17 protein-coding genes are annotated in these 13729 nt (G+C 47.0%); 6 read left to right on the top strand and 11 right to left on the bottom strand.

The window, feature by feature from the left end:
• Positions 1-63 precede the first annotated feature (63 nt).
• Both MKY62_RS16805 and ald read left to right on the top strand, forming a co-directional pair.
• Positions 64-1302 carry a PucR family transcriptional regulator gene (locus MKY62_RS16805; protein ID WP_003184905.1) on the top strand — a complete coding sequence of 413 codons (1239 nt, stop codon included), beginning with the start codon at positions 64-66 and terminating at the stop codon, positions 1300-1302.
• 110 nt (positions 1303-1412) lie between these two features.
• Positions 1413-2552, top strand: a complete 1140-nt coding sequence (ald, locus tag MKY62_RS16810) for an alanine dehydrogenase (protein WP_003184907.1) — start codon at positions 1413-1415, stop codon at positions 2550-2552.
• Positions 2553-2602: 50 nt separating this feature from the next.
• Here ald and MKY62_RS16815 read toward each other — a convergent pair whose 3' ends face one another.
• Positions 2603-2848, bottom strand: coding sequence for a hypothetical protein (locus MKY62_RS16815; protein WP_003184908.1), 246 nt, complete (start codon positions 2846-2848; stop codon positions 2603-2605).
• A 14-nt stretch (positions 2849-2862) separates the two neighbouring features.
• A complete protein-coding gene (locus MKY62_RS16820; protein WP_003184910.1) occupies positions 2863-3456 on the bottom strand; it encodes a sulfite oxidase-like oxidoreductase in 594 nt (197 codons plus the stop codon).
• Between the two features lie 102 nt (positions 3457-3558).
• Here MKY62_RS16820 and MKY62_RS16825 point away from each other — a divergent pair, with 102 nt between their 5' ends.
• Entirely contained in the window at positions 3559-4155 is a 597-nt protein-coding gene (locus tag MKY62_RS16825) for a biotin transporter BioY (protein ID WP_003184912.1), read from the top strand.
• Between the two features lie 80 nt (positions 4156-4235).
• Here MKY62_RS16825 and MKY62_RS16830 read toward each other — a convergent pair whose 3' ends face one another.
• Together MKY62_RS16830 and MKY62_RS16835 are read right to left on the bottom strand one after the other, a co-directional pair.
• Entirely contained in the window at positions 4236-5564 is a 1329-nt protein-coding gene (locus tag MKY62_RS16830) for a Na+/H+ antiporter family protein (RefSeq protein WP_003184914.1), read from the bottom strand.
• A gap of 151 nt (positions 5565-5715) precedes the next feature.
• Entirely contained in the window at positions 5716-7206 is a 1491-nt protein-coding gene (locus MKY62_RS16835) for a leucyl aminopeptidase (RefSeq protein WP_003184916.1), read from the bottom strand.
• A 165-nt stretch (positions 7207-7371) separates the two neighbouring features.
• On the opposite strand from MKY62_RS16835, the gene MKY62_RS16840 reads away from it, so the two are divergent.
• Positions 7372-7848 (top strand): divergent PAP2 family protein, encoded by a 477-nt coding sequence (locus MKY62_RS16840; RefSeq protein WP_003184918.1) that lies wholly within the window; start codon positions 7372-7374, stop codon positions 7846-7848.
• Positions 7849-7890: 42 nt separating this feature from the next.
• Here the strand turns inward: MKY62_RS16840 and MKY62_RS16845 are convergent, their stop codons facing one another.
• The 4 genes from MKY62_RS16845 to MKY62_RS16860 all read right to left on the bottom strand — a co-directional run bounded on the left by MKY62_RS16845 (position 7891) and on the right by MKY62_RS16860 (position 10740).
• Positions 7891-8556, bottom strand: coding sequence for a 3D domain-containing protein (locus MKY62_RS16845; RefSeq protein ID WP_025804898.1), 666 nt, complete (start codon positions 8554-8556; stop codon positions 7891-7893).
• 134 nt (positions 8557-8690) lie between these two features.
• Positions 8691-9011: a YuiB family protein gene (locus tag MKY62_RS16850; protein ID WP_011198260.1), complete on the bottom strand. Its 321-nt coding sequence runs from the start codon at positions 9009-9011 to the stop codon at positions 8691-8693.
• A gap of 74 nt (positions 9012-9085) precedes the next feature.
• Complete coding sequence (locus MKY62_RS16855; protein WP_003184925.1) at positions 9086-9214, bottom strand: YuiA family protein; 129 nt, start codon at positions 9212-9214, stop codon at positions 9086-9088.
• Between the two features lie 308 nt (positions 9215-9522).
• Complete coding sequence (locus MKY62_RS16860) at positions 9523-10740, bottom strand: NAD(P)/FAD-dependent oxidoreductase (RefSeq protein ID WP_161621001.1); 1218 nt, start codon at positions 10738-10740, stop codon at positions 9523-9525.
• Positions 10741-11078: 338 nt separating this feature from the next.
• Here MKY62_RS16860 and yumC point away from each other — a divergent pair, with 338 nt between their 5' ends.
• The gene (gene yumC / locus MKY62_RS16865) at positions 11079-12077 is read left to right on the top strand and encodes a ferredoxin--NADP reductase 2 (protein ID WP_003184928.1); all 999 of its coding nucleotides are present in this window, start codon (positions 11079-11081) and stop codon (positions 12075-12077) included.
• Between the two features lie 34 nt (positions 12078-12111).
• Here yumC and MKY62_RS16870 read toward each other — a convergent pair whose 3' ends face one another.
• Positions 12112-12312, bottom strand: a complete 201-nt coding sequence (locus MKY62_RS16870) for a hypothetical protein (RefSeq protein WP_003184930.1) — start codon at positions 12310-12312, stop codon at positions 12112-12114.
• 142 nt (positions 12313-12454) lie between these two features.
• Between MKY62_RS16870 and MKY62_RS16875 the strand changes: the two genes are divergently transcribed.
• The gene (locus tag MKY62_RS16875; protein WP_003184932.1) at positions 12455-12679 is read left to right on the top strand and encodes a cold-shock protein; all 225 of its coding nucleotides are present in this window, start codon (positions 12455-12457) and stop codon (positions 12677-12679) included.
• A gap of 94 nt (positions 12680-12773) precedes the next feature.
• On the opposite strand, the gene MKY62_RS16880 is transcribed toward MKY62_RS16875, so the two are convergent.
• Together MKY62_RS16880 and MKY62_RS16885 are read right to left on the bottom strand one after the other, a co-directional pair.
• Positions 12774-13253, bottom strand: a complete 480-nt coding sequence (locus MKY62_RS16880; protein WP_011198262.1) for a GNAT family N-acetyltransferase — start codon at positions 13251-13253, stop codon at positions 12774-12776.
• A 95-nt stretch (positions 13254-13348) separates the two neighbouring features.
• Complete coding sequence (locus MKY62_RS16885; protein WP_003184936.1) at positions 13349-13714, bottom strand: iron-sulfur cluster assembly accessory protein; 366 nt, start codon at positions 13712-13714, stop codon at positions 13349-13351.
• Positions 13715-13729: the final 15 nt, after the last annotated feature.

A 13729-nucleotide genomic window follows, 5' to 3' on the forward strand; every position in this document is an offset into this window, starting at 1 on the left:
ATAAAAGTAAGATGGGTATATGTCAAAATTTTTTCATGCAAACATAAAAAGTAGGGGTTTTTTATGAACAATCGAAACAATCCTTTTAAATATCAATATGACCGTTTAGAAGATGTGGCAGATCATATCAGCGAGGTGCTGGACTGTCCGATTACGATAGAAGACATCAACCACCGCCTCCTTGCTTACAGCACCCACAGCGACTACACGGACCCGGCGAGAACGTCAACAATCATCGGAAGGCGCGTTCCGGAAAAAGTCATCAACAAGCTTTGGAAGGATGGAACGATTCCCGCCTTGATGAAAACCGACGAACCGATCAGGGTCGAACAAATCGATGAAGTCGGCCTGTCGAGCCGCGTGGCGATTTCAATCTGGAAAAACAGCGAGGTTATCGGTTTTATCTGGGCGCTGGAAAGCCAAAAAACGCTGTCGGAAGACGAGCTTCACCTTTTGAAGCTGGCCGCGGATTCCGTAAAGAACAAGCTGCTGCCTTATCAGGTCCGAAAAAGAAAAAATGAACAGCGCAGCCAGGAATTTTTCTGGAAGCTATTGACCGGGCACATTTCGGAAGATCAGGAAATCTCCGACGGCTTTCACCAGCTTGGCATCGGAGTTCCTTCAACTTATTCGGTCATCATCATCCGGCTGAAAGACGAAATCGAAGAAAAAACCGAAAAGCAGCTCCATTACTTGCTGGAAACGACGCAGCAGCTGCAAATCCTTCTGGCTACAATCGACTATAATGAGCTGATTGTCCTCGCTTCGCCAAAAACGGGGCAAAAAGGGCAGCCGTTCAATGATTTAAAGCAATTTGCCGCGAATATACAAAAGCAACTTGAAGAGCGCTATAAACTGAATAACTGCACGATCGCGATCGGCGGAATGTACAGCTTGATCACCCTTGTACACCAGTCTTATCAGGAAGCGCTCTCGGCGCTGAAGGTCAAGGAGCGTTTTCCCGATGAGACAAGGCACCTCGTCAGCTTTTCAGAGCTCGGCATCTACCAGTATCTCGACGTGCTCAGCGAAAAACGGAAACATGCAAGCTATCCAAACTATTCTTTAATGCAGCTTGAAGCATATGATAAAGAGCACCACTCCAATCTTGTCGAGACGCTTGAACAATTCATCGAATGCGACAGCAACGTCAACACCGCCGCAAAAAAGCTGAACATTCACGTCAACACGCTGAATTACAGGCTGAAACGCATCAGCAAAATCGCCGAAATCGATTTAAAAAACATCAATGAAAAATTTACGATTTATCTTGAAATCAAGCTTCGCAACATGCATTTGTGAAATTCCACAAATGCATGTTTTTTTATTTTTCGATTCAAACAAAGAAAATTCTAAAAAGTCAGTATAAACTAAAGCAACAGCATTTTTACAGAAAAAGGAGGAATGATCGGATGATTATCGGCGTACCGAAAGAAATCAAAAACAATGAAAACCGTGTTGCTTTGACTCCCGGTGCGGCTTCTCAATTGATCGCGGCAGGACACCGCGTCATCGTGGAAAAAGACGCGGGGACTGGAAGCGGGTTTGAAAATGAGGATTACGTCTCAGTGGGAGCCGAGATCTCAGAACAAGCGGAAGCCGTCTGGGAAGCGGCTGAAATGGTGATGAAAGTCAAAGAGCCGCTCCCTGAAGAATATCCGTATTTTAGAGAAGGTCTCATCTTGTTCACCTACCTGCATCTAGCCGCAGAGCCTTCCTTGGCTGAAGCATTAAAGCAGAAAGGCGTGACAGCCATCGCCTATGAAACCGTCAGCAATGGCCGTTCCCTTCCTTTGCTGACGCCGATGTCTGAGGTAGCCGGGCGGATGGCCGCCCAAATCGGCGCGCAGTTCCTCGAAAAGCCGAAAGGCGGAAAAGGCATATTATTGGCCGGTGTACCCGGAGTCGCGCGCGGGAAAGTGACGATCATCGGCGGAGGCGTTGTCGGCACAAATGCGGCAAAAATCGCGGCGGGCCTCGGAGCCGACGTGACGATGATCGATTTAAGCGCGGATCGCCTGCGCCAGCTTGATGATCAATTCGGCAATCAAATTAAAACATTGATGTCCAATCCGGTCAACATCGCCGATGCCGTAGCGGAAGCCGACCTCCTCATCTGCGCGGTTCTGATCCCGGGTGCCAAAGCGCCGACTTTAGTGACGGAAGAGATGGTCAAACAGATGAAACCGGGCTCTGTGATTGTTGACGTCGCAATCGATCAAGGCGGCATCGTCGAGACGGTGGATCACATCACAACCCACGACAATCCGACCTATGTCAAACACGGAGTCGTCCATTACGCTGTTGCCAACATGCCTGGCGCCGTTCCGCGGACATCTACAGTTGCGCTGACGAATGTAACAGTTCCGTATGCGCTTGAAATCGCGAACAAAGGCGCGGAAAAAGCGATTCTTGAAAACCCTGCGCTAAAAGCCGGCGTCAACACAGCAAACGGCCATATTACTTATGAAGCCGTAGCCAGGGACTTAAACTATGGCTACGTTCCCGCAGAGCTTGCGATCGAAAATTCGTCGTCAGCCGCCGGCGCATAGCATCAAAAAAACAGAGCCTCGGAAAATATGCCCGAAGCTCTGTCTTTTTTTTATGATTCCGTTTTCCGGCGATCCTGAATCAATTTTGCCGCAATTGCAGAAACAGGAACCGCCCCAAACAGGACGATTCTCCACAGCGCCCGGTCAGAGGCATCGCCGACTGCGGCAAACAGTGCCAGAACTGCCGCAGCCGTCAGCAATAATAAAACAGCAAAAGCCTTTTTCTTGAATGATGCAATGAAAAGCCAAAAACAGGCGCTCAGCATTAAAAATATGAACAGCTGTACGAAAAACATATTCATCCTCCCCGCTAATCAAAGCTGTATCTTTCTTCTTTCCACGGATTTCCCCTAAGATGGTAGCCGTTTTTCTCCCAAAAGCCCGGATGGTTTTCCTTTGTAAACTGAATGCCCCTCAGCCATTTGGCGCTTTTCCAAAAATACAAATGCGGCATCACCGCTCTGAGCGGAAAGCCGTGCTCCGGCGTGAGCGGGGCGCCGTTATGGGAATGAGCCAAAAGAGACGAATCCTTCAAAAAGTCTTCGAGCGGAACATTCGTCGTCCAGCCTTCCTCTGCATGCAAGATGACAAATCTGGCTTCCGGAAGCGGCTTTACTCTTTCAGCGATCTCCTTTGTCTTGATCCCTTCCCAAACATTATCGAGCTTGGACCAGCCTGTTACACAATGAATGTCATTGGACACTTCGCTTTGCGGCATCTCATGAAGATCATCCAACGTCAGCAGGAGCGGCTGTTCGACAAGTCCGTAAATTTGCAAATTCCATTTTGACAGGTCTTCGTATTCCGGAACATGTCCTGCATGAAGAACAGGAAAAGATGTTGTGACATTTTGGTTTGGAGGCACCCTGTCGGACTTGTGCGGTTTTGTTTTCCCAAAAAACACGAAAGAACCCCCTTTGTTAACTCGAATAAAAAAGTGGTTGACAAACTATTTTGTGATCTCTTACGATAAAGTTGTGTGAATCACTGAGGAGGAACAAAGATCATGAATAATAAAAAACTTCGCGCCGGCGATATGGCGCTTGTCGGAATGTTTGCCGCTCTGATGGGGATCGGCGCTAATATCACTTCGTTTGCCCCGTTTCTGCAAATCGGCGGTATTCCGCTTACGATGCAGCCTTTCTTCTGTTTGCTTGCCGGACTTTTGCTCGGCCGTAAATTAGGTGCGCTGTCCATGATTGTCTATGCGTTAGTCGGCTTTATTGGCGCTCCGGTATTCGCTTCTTTTTCAGGCGGTATTTCCGTTCTTTTTAAAGGAAGCGCAGGCTTTATTCTATCCTATATTCCTGCCGCATATGCCGCGGGCTGGATCACGGACAAACTATCCGAACCGAAAACAGGCCACTTTTTCGCAGCCTCATTGATCGGTACGCTGATCATTTATCTGATCGGCGTCAACTATACGTATCTCGCTTTTTCCACTTGGCTCAATACACCGATGTCATATTCAGCCGTTTGGAAAATGATGGCCTGGTTCTTCGTGAAAGACTTGGCATTCTCCGTTCTGCTCGCCGCGCTCGCCTCAAAGGTTTTCCGGGCGGTTCAAAAAGGCGCAGGCTTCAGAAGAAATCCGACTTTTTAATAAAGAGAGCCCGTGGTGCGGTTCTCATTTTATTTTAACAAACGTAGAAAAAAATTCCCCTCGTTTTGAGGGGAATTTTTTTAAAGAACAATCGCCGCGATCCAGCCGAACAAAATCAGCGGAATATTATAGAAGATGAATGTCGGAACACAGGTGTCCCAAATGTGGTGGTGCTGTCCGTCTGCATTTAAGCCGGATGTCGGTCCAAGCGTGCTGTCGCTCGCAGGTGAACCGGCGTCTCCGAGAGCTGCGGCCGTCCCGATAATGGCGATTGTCGCCATCGGGCTGAAGCCAAGCTGCATGCAAAGCGGAACAAATATCGTTGCGATAATCGGAATCGTCGCAAATGAGGAACCGATCCCCATTGTGATCAATAAGCCGACAACCAGCATCAGCAATGCGCCGAGCACCTGATTATTGCTGATGAAACCTGTTGACGCTTCAACAATCGCTTTGACATCGCCCGTTTTTTCAAGCACATTGGCAAAACCGGCCGCGGCCAGCATCACAAATCCGATAAACGCCATCATGTTCATGCCGTTAGTGATCAATTCGTCCGCTTCGCCGCGCTTCATCGCTCCGCTTAAAAACAAGACCGCCAAACCGCTGAGCGCGCCCAAGATCATTCCGTCGACGTCTAAGCTCTGAGACAAATAGAGCTGTACGCTTAATGATACAGCGATGGCCAAAACGGCAATCGAAAGGCTTTTCTTCGTATAGGACGCCGACTTTTGACCGGCGATTTCCTTCATTTCATATGTGCGGGGTTTGCGGTACACAAAAGCAGCAACGGCCAAACCGGCAATCATCCCGACAATCGGAATGATCATGGCGATTGGAATATCAGCCAATGTGACAGAAAGGCCTGCATCTTTCATATTGTCTTTCAAAATCCCCTGGAAAATCTGGCCGAAGCCGACGGGAAGCAAAATATACGGAGCTGTCAATCCGAATGTCATCGCACACGCAATCAGGCGGCGGTCCACTTGCAGCTCATTCAAAATTTTCAATAACGGCGGAATTAAAACAGGAATAAATGCGATATGAACCGGAACGACATTTTGAGACATACAAGAAATAATTAAAATCACGAAGACGATCAGCGCTTTTGAAAGGGTTTTGCGCCTTGTATCGCCTTCTTTGCCGATCAGCTTGACAGCAGCTTCAACCATGGCATCCGGAAGACCCGTTTTCGTCAAAGCGACTGCAAAAGCGCCAAGGAGCGCGTAGCTGACTGCGACGGTTGCGTTGCCTCCGAGTCCTTCCGTAAATACGCTGACCGTCTGGCCGAGACCGAGACCGCCCGTCAGACCGCCGGCAAGAGCGCCCACAATCAGGGCTAGAACGACATTGACCCGCAGCAGGCTTAATATAAGCATCACAATAACAGCAATCACAACTGCATTCATATTTGAAACCTCCGAACAAACACTTTAGTTTGCTAATGTAGTAGATAATTAAAGTAATGAACGTATATTACCACATGTTTTATGAATGCGTCAATGAGACATCTGCGTTTTTTCCATAAAAAAATCCCCTTCTAGCAAAGGGGATGAAAGACTACAAATTTCCCGAAAACCGCTCGACAAACGTGACAAGCGTTCTCACCATCACGCCCGTTCCGCCTTTCGGTCCAAAGCATGAGTTTTGAGCTGTCGTTGCCGTTCCGGCGATGTCAAGGTGAACCCATGGCGTCTGCTCGGCGAATTCGCCGAGGAACGTTCCGGCCATAATCGCATGGCCTTCCCTGCCCGGTGAATTGTTAAGATCGGCCATTTGGCTGTTTTTTACTCTTTTTTTGTCTTTTTCAGTAATCGGAAGCTGCCAAATCGCTTCTCCCGCTTCTTCAGCCGCCTGTCTCACCTGCTGATAAAGCGGATCATGATTTGTCATCGCTCCCGTCGTTTCCGTTCCCAGAGCTACGACGACGCCTCCGGTCAGTGTCGCGACATCGATCAGCACGGAAGCTCCGTGGTGCTTCGCATATGTCAGTCCGTCAGCGAGCGCCAGCCTTCCTTCGGCGTCCGTATTCAAGATCTCAATCGTCTTGCCGCTCAAGGAAACGATGACGTCGTCCGGCTTCATTGCGCTTCCCGAAATCATGTTATCAGTCGACGGAATCACGGCAAGCACGTTTTGTTCCGGCCTCAATTCGCCGATCGCTTCCATCGCTCCCAAAACGCTGGCGGCTCCGCCCATATCGGACTTCATGCCGACAATCCCGCTCTTTGTCTTAATCGAATAGCCTCCGGTATCAAACGTAATCCCTTTGCCGACTAAACCGATGACGTCATCCCATGTTTCTTTTCCTTGATATTTCAAGACGATCATTTTCGGCGGCTCTTCTGATCCTTGGTTGACCGCGAGGAGACCGCCCATCCCGAGCTCTTCCATTTCAGCCTTTTCAAGAATTTCACATTCAAATTCGTATTTCGCCGCCAATTCAGCGGCATATGACGCGAGATCCGCCGCTGTCAGCATGTTCCCCGGCATGTTCACGAGGGTTCTCGCCGAATTCGTCGCATTTCCGTACACCTGTCCGACATGCAGACTCGCCTGAATCTCCTTCAGGTCATGGTCTGTCAAAACATAGACGCTTTGCAGACATTGATCAGGCACATTTGATCTGTGCTTGTAATCCTGCACTTCATAGCATGACAGCATGCACGATTCAGCCAATGCATGTGCGGCGTCAGCAGCTGGGACTTCTTCGGATACGAAGCTGTCGAGCATGACGGTTAACTCCTGCTTTCGATCTTTGTGAATCAGCTGAACAGCTTCGGCAAAGCACTGCTTCGCATCCTCGAAGGTAAATTCCGCTTCACGGCCCAATCCGACGATATAAATGCGTTTGACTCCCTGAAGCGAAGGGGTAAATATTTTAGACACTTTCGCTTTTTTGGAAGATACATCCCCGTCTTTCAGCAGCTGAGAAAGCTGGCCGTTCAAAAGGCGGTCGATTTCTTCAGCCTTACCGTACAGCCGGCTTTTTTTAAACAGTCCGATTAAAAGCGTTTCTTTTTTTTCGAAATCTTTAAAGGCATAAAACATGCGTTCACAGCTCCTTATCAGCAAAGTGAGTAAAATTAAAACAACAATGTTATAATAGGAAAAACATTTTTTCCCGATGGGGTTTCATATCATATATTTTAGCAAATAACTGCGTGCTTTTCTGAATTCATCTCTATTTTCTTTATAGAAAGGATGTTCTGCAAAATGGAAATCCTCACAAACTTTCCTTTGCTGGCGAGCTTTGCCGCGATCTTTTTCGCTCAGTTTATCAAGGTTCCCATTTACTTTGTCGTCTCAAAAAAATGGGATTGGCGGCTTGTCACAAGCACGGGCGGAATGCCGAGTTCACACTCAGCGGCCGTCACGGCGCTCTCGACCGGTGTAGCTCTTGATCACGGGATGGATTCTTCTTTGTTCGCCGTTTCCGCAATATTTGCCGTTATTACGATGTTTGATGCAACCGGAGTGAGAAGACATGCCGGAGAACAAGCAACAGTGATCAACCGGCTTGTCCGCGATTTTAACCGCTTTGTCAACGAAGCGAAGGATTTCCCTAAAAGCCATCAGGAAGAAAAACAGAAAAAGCTGAAGGAACTGCTCGGCCATCAGCCGATTGAAGTGTTTTTCGGCGGCCTGACCGGCATTGCACTGACGCTGCTTCTCGATTATTTATTGATGTAAAGCAAAAAAACGTTTAAGACGCCAGGTCTTAAACGTTTTTTCTTATTCTTTCGCCATTTTATATTTTTGTCTGAATACTTGCATCGATTTATTTTCATTCAGCTTCAGGAGATCCTCTTCGGTAATGGTGCCGTTTCCTTTTTTAATGACATAAACATCAAGTGTTTTTTTGCCCCATTCTTTATAAACATCCTCAACCGTCTCATAGTACAAATCGAGCCGGTTTCCCTTAATGGCTGATCCGGTATCCGCAACAACCCCATAGCCGTAGTCCGGGATGAACAATATGGTGCCGATCGGAAAGACCGACGGGTCGGCTGCAACGGTTGAATATAAATCTCTTTTTACTTTGACTCCCGAATATGTAATCCCGTAATCGGGATGATGAGGTTGTTTTCCCGTTGATTCAGCCCCTGCTGTATATCCGGTCGCGGTGACTTTTTGCTTCGGATACTTGCTCCAGTCAAACGCGTCTTCAAGCGATTTCGGTTTGTTTTTAATTTGTTCTGCGGCAGACAGAGACGTCTTTTCCGCTTTTTCTTCGGGAAGTGATTTAAAGGTGAGCATCAGCTGTTTCAAGGACAGATCGCGTTCTTTTGCCCAGCTGGATATATCCTGTGCCTCCACGCCTGAAACGGCAAAGAAGGTCGTCATAAAAGCAAGGACAAACAAAACTGTCATCAAGAAACGCCGGAACATAGTCATCACTTTTCTCAATTCTTCCACTCCTCTCACCATCTAGTTGTTTCCAAGTGGAAAAAGAAATATTCAGATGGCGGAAAAGTTTTGAGAAAAATGAAAAAATTAACCGCAAAAAAACCCTCTCCTTTGAAGAAGAAGGCTTAAAACATTTGATATCCCCTTTTTCGCAGCGCTTTGATCGTAACGCCCGACAACAGGGCTCCGGCCATTCCGCTGGCTAAAATGATGATATCGGCAGCAGCCAAAGAAGCCACTCTGTCAAAAAGGCCGGAAAATGCCTCTCCCGGCGCCTCTACATAGCGAATCAGCTTTTCTTTATTCACAATGAAAAGGCATACAATTGGATAAATGACAGCCATGATCCATGACATTCTGAGCAGCATATTCAGCAGAAAACCGATGCCGAAAAACAGGACGAAAAATAAGACAACTGAAATGATGACAACTGGTAAACTAATCAAAGCCTCCACCCCCAATTCACCTCTTTTAGTGTACATTGGGGAAGGAACTTGAGTCAATCATTGGAAAGCTGTGATCAACGGTCTTTTCCTGTTCCCTTGCAGTTGCTGCACGTTTCCGAACCGCCGAGCAGAAGCTGAAAATAGCCTTTTCCTGAACAGAATGTACAGGTAGATTCAAGTCGATGGGTTGACGTTGTCTTCATCGGATACACACCTTTTTCTTAATTTTCTGATAATATATCATGAACGTTGTCAATAATAAAGTCAGAAAATATAACAGATCATTTGATGTAAGCGCTTAAAAGCGAAGCTTTCTTTCTTTTTCTTTCGTTTTTGAAGTTTTTAGCCTGAAATAAAAAGCCTGCAGAGGAAGCTGCAGGCTTCAGCGTGTCGACAAACCCTCGTTGTCAGACCTGCTAAGTCGGTGCTCATGAATAGAGGAAGGATCGGCGGCTAACCGCCCAGGCATCCTGCCTGAACGCCGCCGTCATCACCTTCTGTGAAAGTCTGATCAGAAAAATTTAAACTTGCCTTTTTTCAGAACAAGTCCCGGCCCGCCGATCATGAAAAGCGAGCGGTTGTCGATGATTTTTTTCATCATGGACGCCGTCGTTCCCGTCATCTTTCTGCCGAATGCGACGCCGATTGCATCGTGTTCGCCGAGAGAAGCGACAGAGCCTTTGTTATCAAATGAGAACGTTTCCGTTTCTTTGCCGTGAATCAGTGCGGCCAGATTGTTTGCGCACGTTTCGCCTTGCTGCATGGAAATCTGCGCAGTCGGCGGATAAGGCCTTTCGGTTTCTTCATTTATGATTAAAGAGCAGTCTCCGATAACAAATATATCATCATGGCCTTCAACGCGCAGGTCAGGTTTAACCTTCACACGGCCGCGCATGTTTTCAAAGCCGGATTCCTCAATGATCGGGTTGCCGCGGACGCCTGCGGCCCATACGACAGTGCCTGCTTTGATTTCTTCGGTCTGATCGTCTTTTCCGACGATGATTCCGTCAGGCGTGCATTCTTTCACGGCCGTGCCGATTTTGAATTCAACGCCTTTTCCTTCGAGGTAGTTGACCGCATAATCGACAAGCTCCGGTTCAAAGCCCGGGAGAACAGACGGCGCGGCTTCCACGCAAATTAAACGAACCTGCTGGCGGTCGATATCGTATTCGCGGCACAGCTCAGGAATGCGGTTGGCCATTTCACCTAAAAATTCAATGCCTGTAAAACCAGCTCCCCCGACAACGATCGTCAGGCGTTCCGGGCGCTTCTCGGCTTCTGTGTTATACGTCGCGAACTGATATTCAATGTGCTCGCGAAGCTGGCGGGACGAATTGATGTTTGAAATAGAGAAAGCATGCTCTTTCAATCCCGAAATTCCGAAAGTTTCAGGGACGGAGCCGAGCGCCACGACAAGATAGTCGTAACTAAGCTCTCCTGTTTCAAGGACGACTTTCTTTCCTTCTTTATCAATTTTCTTTACCGTATCCTGAACGAAATTGACACGGGATGTATTGATGACGTCTTTAATCTGATAGCGGCATCTGTCATGATGAAGCGTACCTGCGCTCGCCTCGTGCATCCAGGTCGTCTCATAATGGTAATTGTGCTTGTTGACAAGCGTAATATCCGCTTCATTGATGCCGATTTTTTTAACAAGTCTCGTAACGGTCATTAATCCACCATAACCTGCACCTAATACTACTACTTTTGGCTTATTCAACGGAATCACATCCACCTTTTCTGTATTTTACTGCTAAGCCGGATTAAAAATAGCCTTTGGGTTATCTTCTGCCGGCTTCCGGCTTTTTATGAAAAAAAGTTTGTGAAACCCTTCACTTTAGTTTGCCGAACAACGGAATGTTTTTCGGCTGTGCGACGAAAAATATTCACGAATCGTTAACAATTTGTTCACAACTACATCATAGCCGCTTGCAATTGCTTTTTCAAGGTTAAATATGCTCTGACGGTATTATTTTCCGCGCCTAAAAAAACAAACGCGCTCGTATTTATTTTATGTGATATGATATAATTAAGAACAATTTTCATTTAGGGGGCATTATTTTCATGCGTGAAGACACAAAAGTATATGACATCACAATTATCGGGGGCGGCCCTGTCGGCTTGTTTACCGCATTTTACGGCGGAATGCGGCAAGCGAGCGTCAAAATTATTGAAAGCCTGCCGCAGCTCGGCGGTCAGCTGTCCGCTTTGTATCCCGAAAAATACATATACGATGTAGCCGGGTTCCCTAAAATCCGCGCTCAGGAGCTGGTCGACAATTTAAAAGAGCAAATGGCGAAATTCGATCAGACCGTTTGTTTGGAACAAGCCGTCGAAAGCGTTGAAAAACAAGCAGACGGTATTTTCAAACTCGTCACCAACAAAGAAATCCACTATTCTAAAACGGTGATTATTACAGCCGGAAACGGAGCATTCCAGCCGAGAAAGCTCGAGCTTGAATCTGCGGCACAATTCGAGAATGCAAACCTTCATTACTTTATAGATGATCTGAATCAATTTGCGGGCAAGCGCGTTGCGGTATTGGGCGGCGGCGACTCCGCCGTCGACTGGGCGCTCATGCTGGAACCGATCGCAAAAGAGGTGTCAATTATTCATCGCCGCGATAAATTCCGCGCACACGAGCACAGCGTCGAAAACTTGCGCAATTCTAAAGTCAATGTATTGACACCGTTTGTTCCGACCGAGCTGATCGGCAGCGAGCGAATCGAACAGATCGTCATCGAGGAAGTGAAAGGCGAGAGAAAAGAAATCATCGATGTCGACGATGTGATCGTCAACTTCGGTTTTGTTTCATCTCTCGGACCAATCAAAAACTGGGGGCTTGAAATCGAGAAAAATTCGATCGTCGTCAAGTCCACAATGGAAACGAACATCGAGGGATTCTATGCAGCCGGCGATATCTGCACATATGAAGGGAAAGTCAAGCTGATTGCGAGCGGATTTGGTGAAGCGCCGACCGCTGTCAACAATGCAAAAGCTTATATGGATCCTAAAGCGCGTGTGCAGCCGCTGCACTCTACAAGCATGTTTGAAAACAAATAAAAATGAAAAGGAGCCTGACACCGGCTCCTTTTCATTATATGATATTCAAATATGAGAAGACCGTTCCCAATATCAGCACAATTGTTAAGATGCCGACGACTCCCGCCGCAGTCAAGACAATCCGGTCCGTAATTTTCTGTGATTTTGGAAGCGGTTTTTCGCATCCGCATGCCTCGCAGACTTTTGAATCGTACGGCGTAAGCCCGCCGCAGCTTCTGCAGTTGATTTTTTCCATGGTTGAACCCCTTTTCTTTACTGGGCTTGGACACTAAATAAACCTGTCCAGTATAGAATAACAAATTGACGAATAGAATGTCTTAAGATTCACAAAATATTCTTAAATGAACTCCAAAAAACCCTTGTTAGGAAGTGACGATATGTCTTACTACAACAATCGCAATCAAGAGCCTCTGCCAAAGGAAGATATCAGTACGTGGGAATGTACGGCTGAGGACTGCAACGGATGGATGAGAAAAAATTTCACGAGCAGCGACCGCCCTTTATGCCCTCTGTGCAACAAGGAAATGATAAGCGGAAGCCGCTATATCACCTCTATCACCAACAACACGAGCAATCTGAATCGCATCTTTAACCAGAAATAAACACGGTTGTGTTCCGGAAGCCCATTGCAAAAACCTTGCTCAACACTTTGAGCGGGGTGGCTGCATTGCTCCTCTTCGCGAAGAAGCAGAAAAACTATGCTAAATCTTTCACCAATAGAATCTCATCCCGAATCGGAATGCCGTTATCAGCGACAAAGGGAATTTCCGGCTTTACTTTTCTTGCTTTGTCAACTGCGTTTACATACAACTCGGCCAAAGTATAGCCCCTCTTTTGATAAAACATAAGCGCCCGCATATTATCGTTCGTCGTGATCAGTTTAATCGATTTACACTGTTTTCGCTTTGAAACACGCTCCACTTCTTGTAAAAGGAGTGAGCCGATCCCTTTGTTTTCGACAACACTGTCCAAAGAGACGACTTCACATTCGTTTCCAGCGATGAAGTACGTAATCAAGCCTTTAATGTCGCTTTTTTCATCTGTTACAGCGAATCCTTCCAATTCATCGCAGCGGAATGTTCCGTGTGAATTGACCATTTCCGGACTTCCCCAATGTGTATGAAAAAACGCGGTAACGTCCGCTTTTGACAAGGCGTGCGTTGATACGAGTTTCATTTCTTTTTCCCCCAGACCATAATAAAACGCCTTTTCATCACGATGAAGCATCGAGATGAAAGGCGTTTTTTTCATTGCATATCGTTGACCTTATGTCAGCACTCTTCAGGCTTCCCCGCATTCGCTGCGGTTCTGAATGATGATCCGCAGCCGCATGAAGCGATGGCGTTTGGATTATCGATGGTGAAGCCTCCGCCCATCATCGATTGTTTAAAATCAATGACCGTACCGTTCATGATATCCAGACTTTCTTGGTCTACAAGCACTGTGATTCCATGCTGGACGAATTCATTGTCGTCTTCGTTTTTTTCATGTTCAAAACCCATGCCGTATGACAGGCCGCTGCATCCGCCGCCTTTTACTCCGATTCTCAAAAATGCGTTCTCCTCTTCATGCTCTTTCATCATATCCTTGATATGAAGAGCAGCCGCTTCCGTAACCGTGACCGTTTTTTCGCTCATGAGATTACACCTCCT

The sequence above is a fragment of the Bacillus sp. FSL R7-0646 genome (assembly GCF_037969865.1).
GTDB lineage: Bacteria > Bacillota > Bacilli > Bacillales > Bacillaceae > Bacillus > Bacillus licheniformis.